Genomic DNA, 23,253 nt, shown 5'->3' on the forward strand with positions numbered 1-23,253 from the left:
GCAACCAGGCCAGCCGTTCTTATCCCCATCCCCTGCCGGCTGGCCGGACGCTGCTATCTGCCGCAACCAGGCCAGCCGGCAGGGGATGGGGATTAGAACGGCTGGCCTGGTTGCGGCAGATAGCAGCGTCCGGCCAGCCAGCAGGAAATGGACTGGCGGCTGGCATCGAAGTGGGGCTCGGGCAGCGCGCGGGGATCGCACCAGACCCAGCCCTCGCACTTCTCAGGCTCCAGCAGTTGCGGCTCCCCTTCCACCTCGGCCAGCAGGGTGACGGAGATGTAGTGCAGCCCGCTCTCGCGCCAGGTCTCCAGGTTGTTGGTGACGGCGATGACGCTGGGGTTGGTGATGAGAAAACCTGTCTCCTCGGCCACCTCCCGGATCGCCGCCGACTCGAAGCTCTCGCCAAGCTCCAGATGGCCACCGGCGATGGACCAGTAGGGGGCGTGGCTGCCCTTGCGCTTGCCGAGCAGCACCTGGCCCTGGTGGTTGACGAGGATGACACCGACCCCGACGCGAGGATAGGGAGTGGACATACGAAGAGCTCCTTGCCAAAACTGGATGGCACCATAAAAAACGGGCCCACCTTAGGACGGATGGGCCCGTTTCGCAAGTCGCCAATTGGCTATCAATTCGAGCTCACGTCAACCTGACCAGCATCTTGCCGGCGCAGTGCGCCTCGGCTTGCAGCCGTCGATAAAGGGCTGGATCTCTCGACTGGTGGCCGATGGTCAGCCCAGCCTGACCAGCATCTTGCCGGTGTTGCGTCCCTCGAACAGCCCGATAAAGGCCTGAGGCATGCTGGCCAGTCCCTCGCTGATGGTCTCCTCTGCCTGCAGGAGGCCTGCCTCGAAGGCGGGGATGGCCTCGGCCAGGAACTCCCCGTAATGCTGCCAGTGATCGGAGACCAGCAGCCCCTGCATCAGGAGGCGCTTGCGGATCATCTGGGCGAGGTTGCGCGGGCCGCTCCCCTGACCATTGCTGTTGTACTGCTCGATGAGGCCGCACAGGACGATACGCCCGTGCAGCGCCATGTTGTTGAGGGCCGCGTCCAGCATGGCGCCCCCCACGTTCTCGAAATAGACCTGGATGCCTTCTGGCGCGAGCCGGGTCAGCTCGGCGTCGAGATCCGGCGTCTCCCGATAGTTGATCACCGCATCGGCGCCGAGCGTCTTGAGGTAGGCGACCTTGTCGGCGGAGCCGGTGGATCCGATCACCCGGGCGCCAGCCCGCTTGGCGAGTTGCACCGCCATGGTGCCGACCGCGCCGGAGGCAGCCGAGACCAGCAGAGTCTCACCGGCCTGCAGACGGGCGACCTTGTGCAAGCCCGCCCAGGCAGTCATGCCCGGCATGCCGAGGGCGCCGAGGAAGAGCTGGGAGGGCAGCGCTGTGGCGGGCAAACGGGTCAGCTGCTCCCCCCTGGCGACGAAGGCATCCCGCCAGCCCAGCATGCTGCTCACAGGGTCACCCACCTTGAAGTCGGGGTGACGGGAGACCTGCACAGTGCCGATGGCGCCGCCGTCGAGAGGGCCGTTCAGGGGGAAGGGGGGCACATAGCTCTTGGCCTCGCTCATGCGACCGCGCATGTAAGGGTCCACCGACAGCCACTGGTTGGTCACCAGCACCTCGCCCTCCTGCAGGGCGGGCAGGGGCACCTCCTTCAGGGTGAAGTCGCTCTGGGCGGGCAGGCCGGTCGGGCGACGGAGCAGTTGAATTTGATGGCTGATCGGGGTCATGGTTGTTCTCCACGGGGTAGGGGCCGTTGATACCGCGCCAGTCTGAGGGGTTGGGAGCGACGGCACGGGGTATTTCTATTTGTGTACAAACTAAAATCAGGTTAATCCCGAAAAGAGGGGGTGACAACTGTTTTGTGTGCAAATTATTCAGACGCCAGTTGTCCTGGGGTATACTGGCCCCAGTCGTCAGCGAGGTGCCCCATGAGTGAATTGAAAAAGCAGGTCTGTTTTGCCCTCTACAGCGCCTCCAATGCAGTGATGCGCGCCTATCGGCCGCTCCTGGACAAGCTGGATCTGACCTACACCCAGTACCTGGTGATGCTGTCGCTCTGGGCGCGGGACGAGGTTAGCCTCAAGGAGATCGGCCAGGAGACCGGCCTGGACGCGGGCACCCTGACCCCCATCGTCAAGCGGCTGGAGAGCAAGGGCTGGCTGACCCGCACCGTCTCACACGAAGACGAGCGGCAAAAATGTATCCGCCTGACCGAAGCGGGGCGCCAGCTGCAGCAGGGAGTCAAAGAGTGCTGTCTGGCAGACAACTTGCGCAATCAGGTGGATCTGGCCGATGCTGAGTTGGCCGAGCTCAAGCGACTCTGCGATCGCGTGGCGGCGCAGCTCGGGCGCTGAATCCTCTTCCCCTTGCCTGGAGTCATCCGATGAAACCCTGGTTACCCTTGTGTGTTCTGCTGCTCGGTGGCTGCGCCGGCAGCACCCATTCCCCGTCCGAGTTGCGGATCGATGATGCGGATGCCTGGCAGGCCGTCTGCAAGGATGGCGTGCGGGTCAGGGCCATCAACGAGGAGGGGATCTGCGCGGATCACCGCGGCGTGGCCATGTGGACGAATAAGCCAAGGGCGGTTCGAATGGCAGAGGAAGCCGCCAAATAGTGTGATCCAGGCACCATAAAATGACACAACCGGCCCATTGGCCGGTTTTTTTTCGCGATCTCGCCTGCACTTTGCGGCCTTGTTCATGGTGTGCTCATGGTTCCCTTTCCATACTGGCCTCACAGTTTCATGAGAGGAGAGAGAGATGCAGTCATCCATCGTCGGGCTCTCCATTCTGTGGGGGCTGGCCAGTTTTGGTGTTCAGGGGGATTTCATCGAGAGCCGTGATTCCGTTGCGCCGTCCTGGCAAGCCGAGTCCAGAGTGGAGATGGAAGGTTATCTGATTGAGTCGCTCGGCGAAGATCGCTGGGTGTTCGACAACGGCAGTGAGAGTCTGCTGGTCTCCCTGCCCGAGGGGCAGTGGGTGTCAGAAGGCGAGCGGTTGCGACTGAGTGGTGAACCCCAGCAGGAGCAGGCCGGTTGGCTGTTGCAGGTGCAGGATGTCAGCCAGGTCGGCGTCTGACCCGGCCAGTTCCCGGTGACACAAGATACAAAGAGGAGGCCAGTGCCTCCTTTTGCTTTTTGTGCTTCTGGCCCTCAGCCCAGGTGCCGGGTTGCTAGCCCAGGTGGTTGAGGGGCAGCGCCGTCTTGTGCTTGATGCGGCGCAGCACGAAGCTGGAGCGCACCCCGGTCACGCCGGAGATGTGGGTCAGCTTGTCCAGCAGGAAGTGCTGGTAGTGCTCCATGTCCCGCACCACCACCTTGAGCTGGTAGTCGGCGTCGTTGCCGGTGATGAGGTCGCATTCCAGCACCTCGGGCAGATCCTGGATGGCCCGATCGAAGTTTTCGAACCGCTCAGGGGTGTGCCTGTCCATGGAGATGTGAATGTAGGCGGTGAGGGTGAGCCCCAGCTGACGGGCGTTGAGCAGGGTGACGTGGGTATCGATGAGACCGGCATCCTCCAGCGCCTTGACCCGGCGCGAGCAGGGAGAGGGGGAGAGCCCGACCAGCTCGGCCAGCTCCAGGTTGCTAATGCGGCCATTCTCCTGCATCAACTCCAGAATATGCCTGTCTATGCGATCAAGTTTCAGCATTCTCCGTTCCTCGTTGCAATTATTAATTCACTTTTCCTAGATTAAGGGTGAACTATTGCAAAAACAACTGAAAATACCTACTACTTCACAACCACTCACCGCACCGGTAGGGGTACCATGGTTTCATCTTCCGGTGGCAAGACAGATGCCCAATCAGGCCTCTGTGGTGAAGGACCTTACCGGGTCAACAACCCCATCAGCCGTCCGACCTTATCGGGAAACGACGGGCTGGAACGAGAGCATCCCCTCCCCGAAGGCAACAAAGCAGGCATCCCGGCGCCTGCTTTGTTGTTTTTGCGCGCCGGCATCCTCAGGCCTGCGGCGGCCGGATGCGATAGAGGCAGCGTCTGTCCCCCTCCAGCAGGTATTGTTCCCGCTCCACCCCGGCCGGTGCCAGCAACTGGCGAAACAGCGCCAACTCACTCCTGCAAAATCCCCGACAGGCCCGCGCCGCGGCGCAGATGGGGCAGTGGCTCTCCCACAGCAGCCAGCTGCCATCCTCCTCCTGGCGAAAATCCGCCATATAGCCCTCTCGCGTACGCTGCGCCGTCAGTGCAGCCAGCCTGTCGGCTAGCGCCGGCTGGGTCAGCTCGGCCTGATAACGGGCCAGCTGTTGCTGCTCCCGCTGGGCGATCAGCCGCTCCATGCCCACCTCGCCAAACAGCTGTTGGATGTTGTCGATAAGCTGCAGCGTCAGCTCGCTGTGGCTATCGGGGAAGCGCTGCCAGGCCTGCTCGGTCAGGTGCCAGAGCCGTACCGGGCGACCGCGGCCCCGCGCCTCGTCGCTAAAGCCCACCCAGCCGTCAGCCTCCAGCGCCGTCAGATGCTGACGGGCGCCCATGGAGGTCATCTGCAGCTGCTCCCCCAGCGCGGCGGCACTCTGGGGGCCGTGAGTCTTAAGCAGGTAGAGGATCTTGTCGGTACTGGCGTTCATGGGGGATCTCGTTGTCGACAGGTGCGGCATATTGAGCGGCAGCGGCTCGCACCGATTCTGGTATGCGTGTGGTCATTATGGGCAGCGGCCTCATTTAAATCAATAATTCACTTTACTTAATGCCGTTCCCTTCGCAGTATAAATAAACAAATAACTTTATTTAATGAGGCGGAAATGGAAGGGATCAAGGGACAGGCGACCCTCTGGGTATTGGTGATGACGGTGACCCTGGCGGTGGCGGGCTTCAGTCTGCCCTCGCCGGTGCTGGCGCCGCTGATGCTGGATCCGGCCCAGGGCATGCTGACGCCACAAGCGTCTGACTGGAGCCGCAAGCTGTGGCTCGGGGTCATCATGGGGCTCTATCCGCTGTTTCAACTGCTGGGGGCCCCCTGGCTGGGCAAGCTGTCGGATCGTCATGGTCGCAAGCCGGTGCTGACCCTCTGCCTGGTCGGGGTGCTGGCGGGTTATGTGCTGATGGCCCTGGGGATCGCCTGGCGCTCCCTGCCGCTCTTGCTGCTGAGCCGGGTGGTGGAGGGCTTCTTCAACGGCGACATCGCCATAGTGCAGGCGATGGCGGCGGACATGAGCACCACCAGGACCAAGGCGCGCAACTTCGCCCGCATCAACATCGGCATGAACCTGGGCTGGGTGCTGGGCCCCATGATAGGGGGCTATGCCGCCGTGGTGTCTGGGGATTACAGCCTGGCGGCCTGGCTGGCGGTGGCCATGACGGTGGGCAACCTGCTGCTGGTGCTCTGGCTGCTGCCCAACCGGCCGCCGGTACCCGCCGAGCAGGAGCTGGCCCCCCTCTCGACCCGCCAACTGCTGCTGCAACCTCGCCTGCTGCCCTACTTCGTGCTGACCCTCCTCAGCTACGGGGCCGTGCAGCTCTACTTTACCTACTTCAACGTCTGGTTGGTGGAGCGGCTGGCCTGGGATCCGGTGCAACTGGCGCAGGCTGCCGTGCTGGTGAGCGTGCCCATGATGCTGGGTTCCTGGCTGGGGGAGCAGCTTGCCCGCCACTGGCGCGGCAGCTCCCTTGGCATAGTCGGGCATCTGGTGATGGCGGCGGGCATGCTGATGTTCATTCTGCCGACCCAGTGGTGGGGGCTGGCGCTCACCTTTATCCCGGCCGGCATCGGCATGAGCCTGGGGGAGCTCGCCACCTCGGTGGCCATCTCCAACCGCAGCCATGCCCAGCAACAGGGGCAGGCGATGGGGATCTACCGCGGCCTGGCGGTGGGCAGCGAGATCCTGGCGGTGGTGCTGGGCAGCCTGGCGCTGCTGGCGGGCACCGAGTGGCCCTTCTATCTGGCGGCGCTTTGCGGCGTGATCTGCGCCCTCGGTTTCTACGGGTTGCGCAGACGGGCGGACAGACGAAGTGCTGTGGCCGCCTGCGCCGAGCCGGGCTGAGGCGGCTGGATCACAGATTGGCGCCGAGGTGGCAGGCGGGGCTTGCATCCCGGCGCCGAGTTTGGGACGGTATGGCTCTTTGTCCCCTTTTACCCCGTCGCCCGGCGAACCTGGCCAGCACAGGCCTTCATCATGCGCCCCGCGATGCTCAGTCTTTGGAGGTGATATGAGTCATTATCAAGCCATTGCGCTGGACGCGGGATTGTACGGTGCCGCATTCGTTTCGACATTCTTGGAGGTGATATGAGTCGTTTTCAGGCCATTGCTTTGGATATGGACGGTACCCTGCTGACCCGGGATCACAAGATCTCGTCCGCGACCCGGGCCGCTCTGGCCCAGGCCCGCGCCCACGGCATCAAGGTGCTGCTGGTGACGGGCCGCCACTTCATGACGGCCCGTCCCTTCCATCACGAGCTGGCCCTCGACACCCCCCTCATCTGCAGCAACGGCGCCTACCTCTATGATCCGGCGCAAGGCAGGATCCTGGCCGGGGATCCCCTGGCGGTGGCGCCGCTCACCGCACTGCTGGCCGAGGTGCAGGCGCAGCAGATGGGCGCCCTGTTCCACCTGGACGGGGGCATAGGCTATCTCGGCTGCGAGGAGCATGTGGGCCGGATGCGGCGCTGGTCGGCGAACCAGCCGGATCACCTCAAGGTCTCCCTGCTGCCCGCCGAGGATATCGACAGCTGGCTGCAAAAGCCCATCTGGAAGCTGGAGCTGTTCAATCAGGATCCCGGCCTGCTGCACCGCTTCGTGGGGGAGGTGGTGCAGAAACTGCCCTTCACCCAGGACTGGGCGGCGCCCTATGCGGTGGAGCTGGTGCAGCCCGGGTGCAGCAAGGGCAACCGGCTGGCCCAGTGGGCGGCGAGCGAGGGGATAGCGATGGAGAAAGTGGTGGCCTTTGGGGACAACAACAACGACATCAGCATGTTCGAGCAGGTGGGGCTGGCGGTGGCCATGGGCAACGCGGCGCCCCAGATCCAGGCCCATGCGGACAGGGTCACCGCGGATCACAACGAAGACGGCATAGCGCTGGCGCTGCAGCGCTGGGTCCTGCCCTCCTGAGCGGCAACAGAAAGGGGCCAGTGCGGCCCCTTGTTTGTCAGCTCCCGAAGGAGAACTGGATTACCCGATCCGGGAAGCGGATCCGGTTGTAGTCACGGCGCACCCCCTCGTAGTGGCGAATGGCACGCTCGCGCTGGGCCCGGTAGTAGTCCCGCTGTTTGCTGTCGCTCTCGCCCCGGATCTGCTGATCCAGCTGATAGATGGTCCGCTCGGTGCGCTCCAGCTCCTGTTGCAGCTCGCCGAGGCGCTGCTCCAGCAGGAACTCCTTGCGGCCGCGCTCGAACTGGGTGAGGAAGCTGGTGTCGTTGGGGCAGACCCCCAGGTATTCGTTCCCCTCCCGCCCCTTGCTGTAGGCGAGCTCCGGGATGCAATAGAGCTCGAGCCCCTTGGCGTAGCCGCGCTGCCACTCATCTTCGTCCACCCTGAGGCCGTACTCCCCGCAGGTCTGCTTGTAGTCACGGGTGGCCGTCCGGGTCTTGCCCTGCTCCCCGTCCTGATAACCCTGGTTGTACCAGCTCATGGAGCGGCACTCCTCCTCCGACAGGGAGCTGCACCCGGCGAGCAGCAGGGGGAGGGTCAACAGCAGGATCTTGGGGGACATGAAGGGGCTCCGACAGCAAGGATGGTGGGGCATTCTAGAAGAGGAAGCCCGCCCGGGACAAGCACCGGGCGAGGGCGCCGTATCATGATGTTTTTATCACTATTTTCAAGCCGTTGTGAACGGGCGTCCGGCGACCTTTTCTTGCCGGGGGAGGCAGGGTAAACTGCGCCTACTTTTAACTGGCACGTAACAAAAACAATGAAAGTCCTGACCGTCGATTATCGCTCCCCCGACGCGGCCGAGCGCTTCACCGAATCCCTGCGCACCACCGGCTTCGGGGTGCTGACCCACCACCCCATCCCGAAGGAGCTGGTGCAGTCCATCTATGACAACTGGTATCGCTTCTTCATGAGCGAGCAGAAGCAGGATTTCCTGTTCAACCGCGAGACCCAGGACGGCTATTTCCCGCCCTCGGTGTCCGAGGTGGCCAAGGGCAACACCCAGAAGGACATCAAGGAGTACTTCCACCTCTACCCCTGGGGCCAGATGCCGGAAGAGCTGAGGGCGCAGGCGATGGAGTACTACCGCCTCGCCAACGATCTGGCCGCCGAGCTGCTCTCCTGGGTGGAGCAATACACCCCGGCGGACATTGCCGCCCACTACAGCTGCCCGCTCTCCTCCATGATCGAAGAGAGCCAGAAGACCCTGCTGCGGGTGCTGCACTATCCGCCGTTCGACGGCACCGAAGCGCCGGGGGCCATCCGCGCCGCGGCCCATGAAGACATCAACCTGCTGACCATTTTGCCCGCCGCGAGCGAGCCGGGCCTGCAGGTGAAGGGCTCTGACGGGGAGTGGATGGACGTGCCCTGCGACTTTGGCACCCTCATCATCAACATAGGTGACATGCTGCAGGAGGCCTCCCATGGCTATTACCCCTCCACCACCCACCGCGTCATCAACCCGACCGGCGGCAGCGTCAGCAAATCCCGCATCTCCTTGCCGCTGTTCCTGCACCCGCGCCCGGACGTAGTGCTGTCCGAACGCCACACAGCCCACAGCTACCTGATGGAGCGGCTGCGGGAGCTGGGGGTCATCTAGTCCCAAAACGCACACTCATGACAGCAAGAACCGGAGCAAAAACGCTCCGGTTTTTATTTTGTGGCACGATTGGTTGGTTATCCGAATTTTATTGGCAACTTGTGCCAATAAGGCAGTTTTAAGACGGATATTCGCCGAGTGATTGCGCGCCCCCGGGCGTACTCTGAGCGCCATTCCGGGCCCCGCTGGCGGGCCCCTCGATTGGAGTTCCCATGAAGCAGTCCCAATGGTCATCCCGGCTCGGTTATATCCTGGCCGCCGCAGGTTCGGCGGTCGGTCTCGGCGCCATCTGGAAGTTCCCCTATGTGACTGCCGCCAACGGTGGCGGCGCCTTTTTGCTGGTGTTCCTGCTGTTCAGCTTCACCCTGGGGGTGGCGGTGCTGATGGGGGAGACTCTGCTCGGCAGCCTGACCCGGCGCGGGGTGGTGGGGGCCTTCGATGAGTTGATGGGCAAGCGCTGGCGCTGGGTCGGCACCATGGGGCTCTTGTGCAGCCTGCTCATCTTCAGCTTCTACAGCGTGGTGGGGGGCTGGACCCTGGGCTACACCGGCATGGCGCTGGCGGGTAGCCTGCAGCATGGGGATGGCGCTGCGTTGACCGCCCGCTTCAACGACTATGTGGGGGATCCGCTCTGGCCCGTGCTGACCCACCTGCTGTTCGCCGCCCTCACCTGGTGGTTCGTGCAGGGCGGGGTGCAGCAGGGGGTGGAGCGCACCCTGCGCTGGATGATGCCGGCCCTCTTCATCATGATCCTGCTGCTGGTGGCCTTCGGTCTCACCCTGCCCAATGCCATGGCCGGGGTGCGCCACTTCCTGATGCCGGACTTCAGCAAGCTCGGCATGTCAGGGGTGCTCGACGCCATGGGGTTGGCCTTCTTCTCCCTCTCCATCGGCCTTGGCATCCACACCACCTATGGCGCCTACCTGCCCTCCAGCGAAGGGGTGGGCCGCTCCAGTCTCTGGGTGGTGCTGCTGGCGAGCCTGATCGCCGTGCTGGCGGGCTTGATGATCTTCCCCGTGCTGGCGGCGACCGGCATAGATCCCGCCTCAGGGCCCGGCCTCACCTTCATGACAATGCCGGCCGTATTCCAGCAACTGCCCTTCGGCCAGGGGTTGGCTGTGGTCTTCTTCGCCCTGCTGGTGGTGGCGGCGCTCTCGTCTTCCATCTCCCTGCTGGAGCACCTGCAGTGCTTCGTCTGCGAGAGCCTGGGCTGGTCGCGCCGTGCTGCCTGCAGTCTCATCACCGCCCTGGTGATGGCGGGGGGCGTTCCGGTCAGCCTGTCGTTCGGCCCCTGGGCGCAGGTGACACTGTTTGGCAAGAACATCTTCGAACTGCTGGACTTCATTACTTCCAACCTGATGATGCCGCTGTTCGGGCTGGCGCTCACCCTGCTGCTGGGCTGGCAGCTGGGCCTGCGGGCCTTGCCCCAGGGGCTGGCACCGCACTGGCGCGCCCTGCTGATGGGCTGCTGGCGCTGGCTGGCGCCCCTGCTCATCGGTGGCATCCTGGTGCGGGGTCTGCTGTAACCCCTGCCGCATGGGTGGGCCCCGGGCCCGCCCGTTACCCGAGCTCAGAGGGCATCCTCGCCGGCAGGATTGACTGTCTCGAAAAATCCATGAAATAGAGGTTTATCGAAACTTTGATTCACCACTTGGCATATAGGTTGGTAAATATTCTGTTTTGCGGGTGAAAATGGACTATTGGCTGTCAACTTCTCTTGCCGTGGTTTAGGCTGTGGCTCCTTTTTTGCGCCCAGGTTACCCATAGCATGTCACCCCTCATCGCCCGGTTCGGCCGATTTTTCAGCTCGCAAGAGAGGTGACCTTGCACGCGCACTCAGTCTGAATGTTCATTGCAAAGGTCGCCCCCGGGCGGCCTTTTTGTTGCGACCCAGGTTGCACTTACCCATGGAGTATCGATTCGATGTTGTCTTCCCCGGAGGTTGTATGAGCCAGGTTCAGTGGTCTTCCCGTCTCGGTCATGTGCTGGCGGCGGCCGGCACGGCCATTGGCCTTGGCGCCATCTGGAAGTTTCCCTATGTGACCGCCACCAATGGCGGCGGCGCCTTCCTGCTGGTGTTTCTGCTGTTCAGCTTCACCCTGGGGGTCGCGGTGCTGGTGGGTGAGACCCTGCTCGGCAGCCGCAGCCAGCGCGGGGTGCTCGGCGCCTTTCATCGGCTGGTGGGGCCGAACTGGCGCTGGATGGGCTACATGGGGATCCTCTGCGGCTTCTTCATCTACAGCTTCTACAGCGTGGTGGGGGGCTGGACCGTGGGCTATGCGGCACTGGCTGTGGCGGGCAAGCTCAACCTGAGCGAGGGCTCGGCGCTGACCGCCCTGTTCAACGGCTACGTCAGCCATCCCTGGTGGCCTGTGCTGACTCATCTGGTCTTCGCCGGGCTCACCTGGTGGTTCGTGCAGGGGGGCATTCAGAAGGGAGTGGAGCGGGCGCTGCGCTGGATGATGCCGGCGCTCTTCATCATGATGCTGCTGCTGGTGGGGGTGGGTCTCTCCATGCCGGGGGCCATGGCCGGGGTGCGCCAGCTGCTGCTGCCTGACTTCTCCATGCTGACCGGCCAGAGCGTGCTGGATGCCCTGGGGCTGGCCTTCTTCTCCCTCTCCATTGGCCTCGGGGTACACACTACCTATGGCGCCTATCTGCCCAATAGCGAAGGGGTGCTGCGCTCCGGAGTCTGGGTAGTGACCCTGGCGAGCCTTATCTCTGTGCTGGCGGGGCTGATGATCTTCCCGGCGCTGGCCTCCACCGGCATAGACCCCACAGCCGGCCCGGGTCTCACCTTCATGACCATGCCCGCCGTGTTCAGCCATCTGCCGTTCGGTCAGGGGCTGGGGGTGGTCTTCTTCCTGCTGCTGCTGGTGGCGGCGCTCTCCTCCTCCATCTCCATGCTGGAGCACCTGGTGCGCTTCACCTGCGAGGAGTGGGGCTGGTCGCGCCGTGGCGCTTGCCGGGTGCTGACCCTGCTGATCATGGCCTCCGGCATTCCGGTGAGCCTGTCGTTCGGTCCCTGGGCCGACTACACCCTGTTTGGCAAGACCATCTTCGACTTGCTGGACTACCTCACCTCCAACCTGATGATGCCGCTGTTCGGTCTGGTGTTGACCCTGCTGCTGGGCTGGCGGCTGGGGGATACCATACTGCCTGCCGGGTTGTCGCCGGCCCTGCGTCTGTGCCTGCTCTGGTGCTGGCGACTGGTGGCGCCGCTCTTGATCGCCGGTATTCTGGTGCGGGGTCTGCTCTAGCCGTTGCCCCGTGCAGGCGCTTGGGCTCCCGACCTTAGTGAGGTGTGAGAGGAGGAAGTTTGGGGGCCAGGTGAGATCGGATCTGCCGCAGCGTCTCCTGATAGGCCTCGGCATGCTGCCCCAGGAACGCGGCGCTGTGGTTGAGGCGCCGCTCAAGCCGGTCAACCAGCTGGGCGACCCCGGGAGCCGGCATGCCGCTCGGCTAGCACAGTTGCAACAGCGTCAGCAGTTGCCAGGCATCCCCCGGCAGAGCGGGAAACTCCTCCAGCAGGGTCAAGCCATATTGGATGGCCACCTGATGCTGCCCGGCAGAGATGGCCTCTTGCCGCCCCTGGCGCAGAGAGGCCAGGCGCTGTTCGCGGTGCTCCAACTGCTGCCCGAGTTCGGTGATCACCAGCCTGAACAGCCGCTGGAGCAGTGGGGAGGGCGCCACCCTGGCCTGGTGCTGGCTGAGCTGTGCCAGATAACGCCGGGCGTGCTGGGGCAGGCCGCAGAACTGGCTGACGGCAAAGCCGAGCAACTGGTTGAGGTGATGGTCCCGCGCCGCCTCTGGCGGATGTCTGGCCAGCAGCACCAGGGCCTCATCGAAGCGATAATCCAGGCCCAGCATCAGGGCTTGCAGCAGTGCGGCCTCGTGGTCACGCAGGGTCGTCGCCTGGCCGAGGCTGTCACACTCCTGGCGCAGCGTGGCTATCCTGGCCGCTGTCGGGTTGTGCCAGAGCACCGCCAGACTGGCGCTCAGGATGACATGCTCGATGGATATCCGGAATCTGTGCTCGGAAAAGAAACGCAGAGTGAGGCTTCTGGCCTGCTCCAGCGCCTTCCCCTCCTCTTTGAGCAGCAGTGCCAGCAGAATACCAACCTGGCGCCACTCTGGTTGCCAGGGGTACTTGCGCAGCAACTGCGCGAGCGTGGCCCAGGCCGGTTCCCATTGTGCCTCGTGTAGCAGGCAGGCGAGGGATAGCTCCTGATAAATGGCGGCAGGAAGTCGTGCCTGATTGCGAGCCAGATCCTTGCGGGCACTCTCCAGCCTGTTCAATCCGAGCAGGGCGAGGATCAACCCCTTGCGCGGCCACCAGGCGTCGTGTTCCGTGGTGCACATGGCGTAGTGCTGGGTGGCCTGGAAGTGATCCTGCTCCTGCAACAGCATGTATCCCTTGACCCTGTCTATCTGCGGCCCCAGCCCCTTGTGCCGCGAGTGCTGATAGAGCAGATCCTCGCATCGGGCACAGGCGTTGCGCCACTCCCTGAGGGCCATGGGCGTGGCCAGAGGCCGCGTCAGCTCGATCAGCATCAGCAATTCACGCAGACCGTTGGTCAGTTGCTCCGTGGTGAAGGGGACGGGCAGGCGCAACGGGAAATAGAGGTCGGAAGGGGGGAATTGACCGGCGTCATCCTCCTCGCCCAGCAACCACAGCACGCAACCCGGCGCGAGCAGGCCCAGATAGTGCGCCTCATGGAGCAGACGGATCCCGTCATGGGCCTGATGCTGATACTGGCGGCAGATGATGGCATCAAAGGCGTGCTGGCCGAGGAGGGCGGGCAGGGTCGCGAGCTCCTTGCAATGGCGCAGTTGGGATGCGTTCACCCCCAGCTCGCCGAGCCCCTGGGAGAGGGCCGAGCTGATCATGGCATCGTCTTCGATCAGGAGGATCTGCATTCTTGACGCTCCTTCGCTGACTGGGATATGGCCAGGTGTGTGAAAACCGGATTCAAAGATGCCCCCACTGTCGTCTGAGAGAGGCGACGGGGTCAATACCCCACTTGGGTCAGTGACAGGGCGCGTGGAAGATAAGCCGCCATAGGGCGGGGGGCCTTCATCCGGTCAGGCCCTTGCCGCAGGCCGGGATGAGGGCGGGACCCTACTGCAAACCGGGTCCCTTGGCCGAGAAGGGACAGTCGCGTTGACGGATGAGCCGATTGCCCTGCTGCCCGTGCCCCTGCCAGGCGAGCTCGAGTTGGCCGAGACGACCGAGGTGGCGCAGCTCGAACTCGTAGCGCAGGCAGGGGTTGTCCGTGGGCAGCCGGGTCATGGACGCCGGCAGGCGGTAGTCATAGCGCAGCAGGGGGCCGTCCTGCAGCTGGCTCTGGGCGGGCACCAGGCCCTCCGCCGTGGGGGAGGGAGCACTCAGGTAGCGGCGCAGGGTCAGGGGGGCGTCGATGGCCCTCTGATAGTGGAGCCCGTTCATGGCGGCGAGTTCCTCCTCCAGCCGCTGCAACTCCCCCTCCAGCCCGCTCAGCGCCGCGCCCAACTGCTGATGGCTGGGCGAGGCGCAGCCCCCCAGCAACAGGGTCATGAGCAGCAGGGCGGGGCGGACGGGCAGCATGGTCACTCCTTCGGGATCAGGGCCACAGACTATAGCAGGGGGTTGGTGGGCGGCGTGCCCCGCAGCAGCCCGGCGAGGCGCTCCAGCCCCTCGGCGACGCGGGCGTCGGTGGCGGGCTGGCTCAGGCTCAGGCGTACCCCTTGCGGGGCGGCAAACTGGCCGGCGGCGAAGTGTTCTCCACTCGCGACCCCGACGTCAAGGGCGTTGGCCGCCTCGGCGAACTCCTGGCTGCGCCAGGGTTCGGGCAGCGGCAGCCAGGCGTGCATGGCACCCGGCTGCCAGCGAGCCCCCGGCAGCAGATGGCGCAGCAGCTCTCCCCGGCGCGCCAGGACCCGTCTCTGCTGCTCGATGAGCGGCATGATCTGGTGCTGGCTCACCAGCTTGCAGGCCAGTTCGATGAGCAGGGGACTCACCATCCAGCTCGACAGCCGCATGGCCTGGGCAAAGCCGTTGCGAAGGGCGGGGGGAACCAGCACGAAGCCGACCCTCAAGCCGCCGCAGGCGATCTTGGCCAGGCTGCCGAGGTAGATGACCCGCTCCGGCGCCAGGTTGACCAGGGGCGGTAGCATCTCCTCGGGCAGCAGGCCGTTGACGTCGTCCTCGACGATCAGCAGATCATGGCGGCGGGCGATGGCAACTATCTCCTCCCGCCGCGCCAGGCTCATGGTAGCCGTGGTGGGATTTTGCAGGGTAGGGGTCAGGTAAAGCAGCTTGGCCCGCCGCTGGCGGCAGGCGGCCTCCAGGGCTGCTGGGATCAGTCCCTCCTCGTCCATCGCCAGCCCCATCACCTGATTCTTCAACTGGCGCGCATTGCCCAGCATGCCGGGGTAGCTGAGCCCTTCGCAAAAGAGGGTCTCCCCCACGCAGCCGGTGGCCAGCAGGGCCAGCATGATGCCGTGCTGGGCGCCATGACTGAACAACAGCCTCTCCTCACTTCCCTGGATGCCCTGCTCGGCTAGCCAGTCGACGAACAGCTGGCGCTGCGGGGCACGCCCGGCCTCCTTGTCATAGCCCAGCAGGCCGTTGAGATCCCCGTCCGCCAGTTCGGTCAGCATGGGTTTGATGATGGCGGCCCTGTCCAGCTGCACCGGCAGGTTCTGCCACAGCTCGATGCGCTGATTGTCCTCGTTGCGGATCACCCATTCGTTGGCCGGGTCCGCCGCTCCTCTGACCCAGGTGCCATGACCCACCCTGGCTGCCAGCAGGCCCCGTCGCTCGGCCTCGGTGTAGGCGCGGGTGATGGTGCCCACAGTCACCCCCAGCCGGTCTGCAAGGGCCCTGTGGGTGGGCAGCCGGGTCTGGGGGGGCAGGGCGCCATCGGCAATGGCCTGTTCGATGGCCTTGGCCAGTTTCAGGTAGAGGGGCCCCTCGAAGGGGGTGAGGTCGGGCGTCCAGATTGTCATGGTGACAATAAATCCATTGATCCAATATTGTCCCCAATATAGCGTGACATTCAGCCTGTTAACAACCAAATAGCTCACATTGTACCGATACAATGTGGCGAGAAAGGAGTCACCCCATGACCATCGAATGGTACGCCACCCTGTTTGGCTTCGCCCTGCTCACCTGCGGCACCCCGGGGCCCAACAACCTCATGCTGACGGCATCCGGCGCCAACTTCGGGGTGCGTCGCACCCTGCCACACCTCATCGGGGTGACGGTCGGCCAGCCCGTGCTGCAACTGGTGCTGGCGCTCGGCTTCTATCCGCTGTTCGAGCGCTGGCCCCTGCTCAAGCTGAGCCTGCAGGTGCTCGGCAGCCTCTATCTGCTGTGGCTGGCCTGGCGCATCGCGGTGGCCGGTGCCCCAGGGGATCCGGCGAGACGCGCCCGCCCGCTGACCCTGCTGGAAGGGCTGGGCTTCCAGTTTCTCAACCCCAAGGCCTGGATGATGGGGATCTCCGCCATCAGCCTGTTCAGCCTGCCGGGGAGCGACTACTGGGCGAGTCTGTGGGGCATCATGTCGGTCTTCCCCATGGCGGGGCTGCCGGTCTGCTTTGCCTGGGTGCTGTTCGGTCATCAGCTCAGTCGCTGGATCAACTCGGACAAGGGGTGGCGCCGCCTCAATGGCAGCCTGGGGGCCCTCACCGCCCTGTGCGTGGTGATGCTCTGGTATTAATGAGCGCCTGATTATTCATGCAAAGAAAATGCATTGCCGACCTTGTCGTCAGGGCAGAGGCTCTGCATATTAGGAGGCTTGCCGCGCTCTTGCCGCACTAAAGGATGAGATTGAGATGGATCTGAACTGGTTGTTCCCCCTGGCGGGCTTTGCCCTGATCACCTGTGGCACCCCGGGCCCCAACAACATGCTGCTCACCAGCGCCGGGGCCGCCCAGGGATTTCGCCGCTCCATTCCCCTGCTGGTGGGGGTGGTGGGGGGCATCAATCTGATGATCCTGGCCACGGCCCTGGGACTGGGGGTGATGTTCGAGAAGGTGCCGTTGCTGCACGACGGTCTCAAGCTGCTGGGTTCGGCCTACCTGCTCTGGCTGGCCTGGAAGGTGGCCAATGCCAGCGGCCCGGCAGATGGCAGCCGGCCGCTGATCCCGGCTCATCAGGGGGCCATGTTGCAGTTGCTCAACCCCAAGGCCTGGATGATGGCGCTCTCCGCCATCAGCGGCTTCACCCTGGCGGGGGAGGCTTACTGGCCGTCTGCCGGCTGGGTGCTCGGCATCTTCTTCGTGACCGGCCTCTACACGGGGGCCTTCTGGGTGCTGTTCGGTGCCCAGGTGCGCCGCCTTATCCGTACCGCCAGAGGCTGGCGTCGTTTTAACCTCGGCATGGGGATCGCCACGGCGGCCTGCGTGCTGATGATCTGGGTTTAGGCCCTGGCCTGAGCCTTTACCGGCTGTCTTGTTGGCCCTTCGGGGCCTTTTTTGTTTCCCCGGCGGCGCGGCATGACGCTTGCGCCGTCCAGTGCCAGCATGGTGGCAAGGAGGTTTAATGAAATGTATCGGTCTGCTGGGTGGCATGAGCTGGGAGTCCACCGTCAGCTACTACCAGGCGCTCAACCGGGGCGTGCGGGGGCGGCTCGGCGGCCTGCACTCGGCGCGGGTGTTGCTCAATAGCGTCGATTTTGCCGAGATAGAGCGGCTGCAACATGCCGGTGACTGGCCCGCCACCGCCCGTCTGCTGGCGGCCGAGGCCCGCGCACTCCAGGCCGGTGGCGCCGATTTCCTGATGATAGGGACCAACACCATGCACAAGGTAGCCCCTGAAATTGAAGCCGCCATCGAGATCCCGCTGCTACACATCGCCGATGCCACCGCCCGCCGCCTGCAGGCAGACGGGGTGACTCGGGTCGGCTTGCTCGGTACCCGCTTCACCATGGAGCAGGATTTCTACAAGGGGCGGTTGGAGGCGCAGTTCGGACTGGAGGTGCTGGTGCCCGCAGAGGAGCAACGGGAGCGGGTGCACCGCATCATCTACGACGAGCTGTGCCAGGGGCAGATCCGCGATGCCTCGCGGGCCGAGTACCTGACCATCATCGCCGGGCTGGCACAGGCCGGCGCCCAGGCGGTGATCCTCGGCTGCACCGAGATCGCCCTGCTGGTGGGGGATGCCAGCGCCGCCGTGCCGCTCTACGACACCACCGCCATTCACGCCGACGCCGCCGTGGCGTGGGCGCTGGCATGAGTCTGAGGCCGGCGGAGGGAGGGGCGCAGGCCCCTCTCTGCTCCCCGCCGACATGGCTGATTTTTCTCCGAGCATAACTGTGAGTCAGCCTTCACTTCAGCAAGCCGATTGACGCTTTTATTGTCAAACGGCTCACATTTCCTCTTTTTGTCCCTTGAGTCTGGTGCGTCGGACGCCTAGTTTTCGATCACTGAAACGATTCAGCTATCACCAAAAACAAGAGACACGAGGATAAATCCATGTTGAAGAGACTCTCCATTGCCGTACTGCTCGCCCTGGGCGCGAGCTCTGGCCAGGCCGCCGAATTCCTGCTGACCGACGCCCAGCAGGGGTTGGATGTGGGGGACTGGAAGATCACCAGCGACAAGCTGGGGATCAAGAGCCCGGTACCCTTCTCCATCGAGAAGAAACGCCTGCACGGCGGGCGTCAGGAGGGGGTGGATCTGCTCATCGTCGACAACGGGGTGATGAAGATCACCCTGGTGCCGACCCGTGGCATGGGGATCAAGGAGGTCAAGGGGGCCGATCTGCGCCTGGGTTGGGATTCCCCGGTCAAGGAGGTGGTCAACCCGGCCTTCATCGATCTGGAGAGTCGCGCCGGTCTGGGCTGGCTCGATGGCTTCAACGAGATGCTGGTACGCTGCGGCTATGAGTGGACCGGTCACCCCGGGGTGGATGACGACGGCCGCCTCAAGAGCCTGCACGGCCGGGTGCAGAACATACCGGCGTCCGTGGTCAGCGTGACTGTGGACGAGGAGCCGCCCTACGCCATCCACGTGCGGGGCCGGGTGGACGAGCGCACCTTCAAGATGAGCGAGCTGGTCACCTGGACCCAGCTGAGCGTAGTGCCCGGTCAGGCGGAATTTGCCCTGCAGGACAAGCTGACCAACCACGCCGACTACGAGAACGAGTACCAGATCATCTATCACGGCAACTTCGGGGCGCCGATCCTGGAGGAGGGGGCGCGCGTCAGCACCCCGGTGAAGCAGATCTCTCCGTTCAACGACTACGCCAAGGCGGGACTCAAGGGGTGGCAAACCTATCTGGGGCCGACCAAGGGCTTCGACGAGATGGTGTTCAACCTGGTGCCCTACAGCGATGCCGAGGGCAACACCCTGGCGGTGCTGAACAACAAAGCGGGCAGCGCCGGGGTGGCGGTGGGTTACAACACCAAACAGTTGCCGGTGCTGACGCTCTGGAAGAACACCGACACCCGGGCCCAGGGCTATGTGACCGGCATAGAGCCCGGCACCAGCTATGCCTACAGCACCAAGTACCAGCGCCCGCTGGGGCTGGTACCCAAGATCCAGCCGGGGGAGACCAAGACCTTCGACCTGACCTATCGTCTGCTGCGCAATGGGGAGGAGGTGAAGCAGGCGCTGGCCCAGGTGGATAAGATCCAGGCCGGCCGCTCCACCGAGCTGCGGGAGCAGCCCCTGGTCAAGCTGCCCTGAGTGGCAGGCAGACAGCAAAAAGCCGCTCCATAAGCGGCTTTTTCACGTCGGGTCCGTCGATCAGACTGAACCGGACTCAGGCATGGTTGTACATGGCCTCGATTTCGCTCTGGTACTTGGACTCGATGATCTTGCGGCGCAGCTTCATGGTGGGGGTGATCTCCCCGAGCTCCATGGAGAAGGCGCTCGGCAGCAGGGTGAACTTCTTCACCTGCTCGAACTTGGCCAGCTCCTTTTGCAAGTCAGCGATCCGTGCCTCGAAGAACTCCACCACCTTGGAGTGGCGCAGCAGCTCGGTCTTGCACTGGTACTGCAGGTTGATGGAGCGGGCATACTCCTCCAGGGACTCGAAGCAGGGGACGATCAGCGCCGAGACGAAGTGGCGGGCATCGGCGACGATGGCAATCTGCTCGATGAAGCGATCCTTGCCCAGGGTCCCCTCCACCAGCTGCGGCGCCACGTACTTGCCGTTGGAGGTCTTCATCAGCTCCTTGAGGCGCTCGGTGAAGTAGATGTTGCCCTGGTCGTCCAGCGCGCCGGCATCACCGGTACGCAGGAAGCCATCCGCCGTCATCACCTCGGCGGTGGCGCCCGGCTTGTTGTAGTAGCCGCGCATCACTGTGGGTGAGCGCACCAGCAACTCGTTGTTCTCACCGAGTTTGACCTCTATGCCGTCCATGACGGTGCCGATGGAACCCAGCTTGAACTGGCTGTCCTCGTAGCAGCAGACGGTGGCCGTGGTCTCTGTCATGCCGTAGCCGTATTTGAGGTTGAGCCCCATGGCCTGGAAGAAGAGATTCACGTCGTCCGCGAGGCGGGCGCCTGCCACCGGCAGGAAGCGGGTGCGGCCGCCGAAGCGGGCACGCAGCTTGCGAAACACCAGCCGCTCGGCCAGGGCCAGCTGCAGGTAAAGCAGGGGGGAGGCGGACTTGCCGGCCTGGCGGGTGGCGACCATCCGCTTGCCGACCCCGGTGGCCCAGCCGAACAGGGCGCGGCGCAGGCGCGGTGCCTGGGCAACTTTGGCCTGGATCATGGCGTAGGCCTTCTCGTAGAGACGCGGCACGGCGCACATCACGGTGGGCTGCACCTCGCCAATCACTTCCATCACCTTCTGCGGATCGCGGATGTAGACGTTCTCGGCGCCGCAATAGAGCACGTAGTAGCTCCAGGCGCGCTCGAACACGTGGCTGAGCGGCAGCATGCAGAGGGACACGTCCTGCTCGCCAAGATCCAGGCGGCGGTCGTGCATCTCGAAACAGGCGGCGATGTTGTTGAAGTCGAGCATGACTCCCTTGGGTTCACCCGTGGTGCCCGAGGTGTAGATCAGGGTCAGCAGATCATCCATGCGGTAGTGCTGCTCGCGCTCCCTCAGCGCCTGCTCGCTGGGCTGATGGTTGCCGGAGACCAGGAAGGTCTGGAAGTGGCTAGCCTGCTCGCAGCCGCGCAGATCGACGGTGCCGTCCAGGGTGACTATCTGGTTGATCTCGCCACTCTTGAGCAGCAGGAGCGCCTGATCGAACTGGGGCTGCTCCCCCACGAACAGCAGCTTGATGCCGGCGTCCTTTACGATGTAGCGCAGCTGTTCGAGCGTGCTGGTGGGGTAGATGGGCACGCTGACGCCACGGGCGGCCAGGATGCCGAGATCGGCCTGGGTCCACTCCGGCATGTTGCGGGCATAGAGGCCGACCATCTCGGTGGGCTGGTGCCCGGCGCGGATCAGCGCCTGGGCGCAGTAGTCCATGGCCTGGCCCAGGGTGCGCCAGCCGATGGCGCGCCACTGGCCATCCTGCTGGACGCGCAGGGCGGCCTTGTTGCCAAGGCGGGCAATACGCTCACGCATCACTCTAACCAGATGAAGCTGCGACATCGAAATCATCCTCAAGTAACAGTTGTGCGCCCGCAGGGGCACTAAAAACGGGGCTGGAGTTTAAACTCTAACATTACAGCTTACAAGTGTGCGCCATTTGTCCTGGATCACAAAGTCGTCAACTTGGGGAGAGTCAGGCATGATAAGGGCTAGGGTCGGATTCATTCAGGGAGTAGCGCCATGGGGATCGGAGTCAAGAGTCTGTTGACGGGCATGTTGTTGCTGCTGGCGGGCGCCGGCGCACTCTGGTTTGTGCTGGGCGGGTCGGGGGAGCAGGACAATCCCTGGTTGAGTGGCGCCGAGGGGTACGAGCAGGCGCAGCGGCTGGCGCTGAGGGAAGGATACCCCTTGCTCTACGTGATCGAGCGCGCCAAGTGCCGACGCTGCAAGGCGCTCAATAGCCAGCTGTGGCGCACCCCCGAGATGCAATCCGCCCTGGCGGGGCTGGCCAAGGTACGGCTCAACCCGGATGCGGGGGATGGCAGCGAGCACATACTGCGGCGCTTCCCCAAGGTGGCGACCGCACCCGGCATCTATGTGCAGCGACCGGGGGAGCCGCTTCGGCCCATCAAGGTGGTGGTGGATATCCAGCAGATCTGGATGCCGGGCGTCACCTATGGGCGCGGCTTCTTCATGCCGCTCTCGGGGGCGGCCTTCGAGGCGGTGCTGAGGGTCACCCTCAGCCTGGAGGATCCCGCCATCGACAATGCGCCCCTGCCCTGAGGGGCGCAGGGAGGCAGGATAGGAGCGACAAGGGGGCGGCATGCCCCCTTGTCCATTGCGGGCGGTCTGCTGGCCCAGGCCGTGGGATCAGCCGAAGTCGAACAGGCGGGACATCAGCACGGCGTCTTCCCGATCCTGGCCGGTGCCATAGTAGTCGGCGCGGCGGCAATACTCGGCAAACCCCTCGCTCTCGTAGAGGCTGATGGCGGTGCGGTTGCCCGCCCGCACCTCCAGGAACCAGGCCTCGGCCCCCTTCCCCTTGCTGCGGGCCAGATACTCTTTCAGCAGCGCCCTACCCAGCCCCTTGCCCTGAAACTCGGGGTGCACGCAGATGTTCATCAGCGAGCTGTCTCCCGCCACCAGATCCGAGATATAGAAACCGGCGGGGCGGCCTTCCACCAGCATCAGTCCATTGAGGTAGCGCGGCCCGAAGCAGGAGAGCAGGTTGGCCTGGCTCCAGGGCTCCGGGTGGGCGGCCTGCTCTATGGGGTAGATGGCGTCGAAATCGGATTCGAGCAGGGGACGAAAGCTGGGCAAGAGGTCAGACATGGTTACTCCGGACGGGATTCGGGCTTGCGACGGACGGCATGGTCATGCCATGGTCGTGGCTTCAAGGGGGTTGGCGGCTGGCCGGCTCAACCGGGCTGGCGCTGCCGGCACTGCTGCCACAGGGCGCGCTTGTGCGCCGCACCGGGTTTGAGCGGGCAGACGAGAGCATGGGGCCAGCGCGGATCCGGCGCCGTCAGCCAGAGCAGGGGCGGGTTCGCCCCCTCGGGCAGCTCGCGGAGCAAGGAGACCTCGTCCGTGCCTATGCCGAGCCATTGGCAGATATCCCCGAGCAGGGAGGGGGCGGGCAGCGCCTCGGCCTGCAGCCACAGCTTGCCGTTCGGCACCGCCACCGGCTGGCGTGGGGTCGCCGCATCCGCTGCCGCCGGGGTCACCTGCGGGTGCCGGGTTGCCGCAGCGTCTGCCGGTTGGTCTGGCAGGCCCCTGGCTCTCAGTTGCCAGAGGGGGATGCCCATCCGGGCCAGGATGCGCTGACGCAGTGGGTCCAGCAGGGGATCTTGCATGCGAAGGCTCACTCTTGATCTGCATTGGGGTAAATTCTGATGCGCAGAGTACACTCTCGCAGGTTTTGCTGCACCCCCTTGCGTGCCGGGATTGTCCCGCCGGGGCCGTGCGATCCCGACCCCGACCGCGGGATGACCAGATTCAACAGACCATGACAGTGAGGCGGGGCCAGAGGCCGGACCCCGTGGACACTATGACCATACCAGCTTCGGA

The 23,253-nt window shown here is 64.3% G+C and carries 23 protein-coding genes and 1 pseudogene; 13 read left to right on the plus strand and 11 right to left on the minus strand.

What is annotated here, in order from left to right; genetic code table 11:
- Window positions 1-92: 92 nt before the first annotated feature.
- Both BN1127_RS02235 and BN1127_RS02240 read right to left on the minus strand, forming a co-directional pair.
- Window positions 93-533 (minus strand): nucleotide triphosphate diphosphatase NUDT15, encoded by a 441-nt coding sequence (locus BN1127_RS02235; RefSeq protein ID WP_005324587.1) that lies wholly within the window; start codon window positions 531-533, stop codon window positions 93-95.
- Window positions 534-728: 195 nt separating this feature from the next.
- Window positions 729-1,733, minus strand: a complete 1,005-nt coding sequence (locus BN1127_RS02240) for an NADP-dependent oxidoreductase (protein ID WP_005324588.1) — start codon at window positions 1,731-1,733, stop codon at window positions 729-731.
- Window positions 1,734-1,934: 201 nt separating this feature from the next.
- On the opposite strand from BN1127_RS02240, the gene BN1127_RS02245 reads away from it, so the two are divergent.
- The 3 genes from BN1127_RS02245 to BN1127_RS02255 all read left to right on the plus strand — a co-directional run bounded on the left by BN1127_RS02245 (window position 1,935) and on the right by BN1127_RS02255 (window position 3,083).
- Window positions 1,935-2,360, plus strand: a complete 426-nt coding sequence (locus BN1127_RS02245; RefSeq protein WP_041206737.1) for a MarR family winged helix-turn-helix transcriptional regulator — start codon at window positions 1,935-1,937, stop codon at window positions 2,358-2,360.
- Between the two features lie 29 nt (window positions 2,361-2,389).
- Window positions 2,390-2,620 (plus strand): hypothetical protein, encoded by a 231-nt coding sequence (locus tag BN1127_RS22610; RefSeq protein WP_041206736.1) that lies wholly within the window; start codon window positions 2,390-2,392, stop codon window positions 2,618-2,620.
- A 145-nt stretch (window positions 2,621-2,765) separates the two neighbouring features.
- Window positions 2,766-3,083 (plus strand): single stranded DNA-binding domain-containing protein, encoded by a 318-nt coding sequence (locus BN1127_RS02255; protein ID WP_005324594.1) that lies wholly within the window; start codon window positions 2,766-2,768, stop codon window positions 3,081-3,083.
- A 94-nt stretch (window positions 3,084-3,177) separates the two neighbouring features.
- On the opposite strand, the gene BN1127_RS02260 is transcribed toward BN1127_RS02255, so the two are convergent.
- Both BN1127_RS02260 and BN1127_RS02265 read right to left on the minus strand, forming a co-directional pair.
- On the minus strand, window positions 3,178-3,654 hold the full coding sequence (locus BN1127_RS02260) for an Lrp/AsnC family transcriptional regulator (protein ID WP_025325819.1): 477 nt from the start codon (window positions 3,652-3,654) through the stop codon (window positions 3,178-3,180).
- A 310-nt stretch (window positions 3,655-3,964) separates the two neighbouring features.
- A complete protein-coding gene (locus tag BN1127_RS02265; RefSeq protein WP_005324598.1) occupies window positions 3,965-4,588 on the minus strand; it encodes a helix-turn-helix transcriptional regulator in 624 nt (207 codons plus the stop codon).
- A gap of 174 nt (window positions 4,589-4,762) precedes the next feature.
- On the opposite strand from BN1127_RS02265, the gene BN1127_RS02270 reads away from it, so the two are divergent.
- On the plus strand, window positions 4,763-6,001 hold the full coding sequence (locus BN1127_RS02270) for an MFS transporter (protein ID WP_005324600.1): 1,239 nt from the start codon (window positions 4,763-4,765) through the stop codon (window positions 5,999-6,001).
- 243 nt (window positions 6,002-6,244) lie between these two features.
- A complete protein-coding gene (locus BN1127_RS02275; protein ID WP_025325822.1) occupies window positions 6,245-7,066 on the plus strand; it encodes a Cof-type HAD-IIB family hydrolase in 822 nt (273 codons plus the stop codon).
- Window positions 7,067-7,103: 37 nt separating this feature from the next.
- Here BN1127_RS02275 and BN1127_RS02280 read toward each other — a convergent pair whose 3' ends face one another.
- Window positions 7,104-7,667 (minus strand): DUF2799 domain-containing protein, encoded by a 564-nt coding sequence (locus tag BN1127_RS02280; RefSeq protein WP_005324615.1) that lies wholly within the window; start codon window positions 7,665-7,667, stop codon window positions 7,104-7,106.
- Window positions 7,668-7,865: 198 nt separating this feature from the next.
- On the opposite strand from BN1127_RS02280, the gene BN1127_RS02285 reads away from it, so the two are divergent.
- The 3 genes from BN1127_RS02285 to BN1127_RS02295 all read left to right on the plus strand — a co-directional run bounded on the left by BN1127_RS02285 (window position 7,866) and on the right by BN1127_RS02295 (window position 11,965).
- Window positions 7,866-8,705 carry an isopenicillin N synthase family dioxygenase gene (locus BN1127_RS02285; protein WP_005324617.1) on the plus strand — a complete coding sequence of 280 codons (840 nt, stop codon included), beginning with the start codon at window positions 7,866-7,868 and terminating at the stop codon, window positions 8,703-8,705.
- Window positions 8,706-8,917: 212 nt separating this feature from the next.
- Entirely contained in the window at window positions 8,918-10,231 is a 1,314-nt protein-coding gene (locus tag BN1127_RS02290; protein ID WP_005324619.1) for a sodium-dependent transporter, read from the plus strand.
- 420 nt (window positions 10,232-10,651) lie between these two features.
- On the plus strand, window positions 10,652-11,965 hold the full coding sequence (locus BN1127_RS02295) for a sodium-dependent transporter (protein ID WP_005324621.1): 1,314 nt from the start codon (window positions 10,652-10,654) through the stop codon (window positions 11,963-11,965).
- A 34-nt stretch (window positions 11,966-11,999) separates the two neighbouring features.
- Here BN1127_RS02295 and BN1127_RS02300 read toward each other — a convergent pair.
- The 3 genes and pseudogenes from BN1127_RS02300 to BN1127_RS02310 form a co-directional block, all read right to left on the minus strand.
- Window positions 12,000-13,625: pseudogene (locus tag BN1127_RS02300) on the minus strand (response regulator).
- 202 nt (window positions 13,626-13,827) lie between these two features.
- On the minus strand, window positions 13,828-14,292 hold the full coding sequence (locus BN1127_RS02305; RefSeq protein WP_041206735.1) for a hypothetical protein: 465 nt from the start codon (window positions 14,290-14,292) through the stop codon (window positions 13,828-13,830).
- 29 nt (window positions 14,293-14,321) lie between these two features.
- Window positions 14,322-15,695, minus strand: coding sequence for an aminotransferase-like domain-containing protein (locus BN1127_RS02310; protein ID WP_005324627.1), 1,374 nt, complete (start codon window positions 15,693-15,695; stop codon window positions 14,322-14,324).
- Window positions 15,696-15,811: 116 nt separating this feature from the next.
- Here BN1127_RS02310 and BN1127_RS02315 point away from each other — a divergent pair, with 116 nt between their 5' ends.
- The 4 genes from BN1127_RS02315 (at window position 15,812) to BN1127_RS02330 (ending at window position 19,379) form a co-directional block, all read left to right on the plus strand.
- Window positions 15,812-16,408: a LysE family translocator gene (locus tag BN1127_RS02315; protein ID WP_005324629.1), complete on the plus strand. Its 597-nt coding sequence runs from the start codon at window positions 15,812-15,814 to the stop codon at window positions 16,406-16,408.
- A gap of 115 nt (window positions 16,409-16,523) precedes the next feature.
- Complete coding sequence (locus BN1127_RS02320; RefSeq protein WP_005324631.1) at window positions 16,524-17,114, plus strand: LysE family translocator; 591 nt, start codon at window positions 16,524-16,526, stop codon at window positions 17,112-17,114.
- A 118-nt stretch (window positions 17,115-17,232) separates the two neighbouring features.
- Window positions 17,233-17,925, plus strand: a complete 693-nt coding sequence (locus BN1127_RS02325) for an aspartate/glutamate racemase family protein (RefSeq protein WP_005324632.1) — start codon at window positions 17,233-17,235, stop codon at window positions 17,923-17,925.
- 239 nt (window positions 17,926-18,164) lie between these two features.
- Window positions 18,165-19,379, plus strand: a complete 1,215-nt coding sequence (locus BN1127_RS02330) for an aldose 1-epimerase family protein (RefSeq protein ID WP_005324633.1) — start codon at window positions 18,165-18,167, stop codon at window positions 19,377-19,379.
- 76 nt (window positions 19,380-19,455) lie between these two features.
- Here the strand turns inward: BN1127_RS02330 and BN1127_RS02335 are convergent, their stop codons facing one another.
- Window positions 19,456-21,246 (minus strand): AMP-dependent synthetase/ligase, encoded by a 1,791-nt coding sequence (locus tag BN1127_RS02335; protein ID WP_042648330.1) that lies wholly within the window; start codon window positions 21,244-21,246, stop codon window positions 19,456-19,458.
- Between the two features lie 180 nt (window positions 21,247-21,426).
- Here BN1127_RS02335 and BN1127_RS02340 point away from each other — a divergent pair, with 180 nt between their 5' ends.
- The gene (locus BN1127_RS02340; protein WP_041206733.1) at window positions 21,427-21,969 is read left to right on the plus strand and encodes a thioredoxin domain-containing protein; all 543 of its coding nucleotides are present in this window, start codon (window positions 21,427-21,429) and stop codon (window positions 21,967-21,969) included.
- Between the two features lie 87 nt (window positions 21,970-22,056).
- On the opposite strand, the gene rimI is transcribed toward BN1127_RS02340, so the two are convergent.
- Entirely contained in the window at window positions 22,057-22,506 is a 450-nt protein-coding gene (rimI, locus tag BN1127_RS02345; protein WP_005324636.1) for a ribosomal protein S18-alanine N-acetyltransferase, read from the minus strand.
- A 98-nt stretch (window positions 22,507-22,604) separates the two neighbouring features.
- Complete coding sequence (locus BN1127_RS02350) at window positions 22,605-23,039, minus strand: DNA polymerase III subunit psi (protein ID WP_231557424.1); 435 nt, start codon at window positions 23,037-23,039, stop codon at window positions 22,605-22,607.
- Window positions 23,040-23,253 lie beyond the last annotated feature (214 nt).

The organism is Aeromonas media, from assembly GCF_000819985.1.
Lineage (GTDB): Bacteria > Pseudomonadota > Gammaproteobacteria > Enterobacterales > Aeromonadaceae > Aeromonas > Aeromonas media.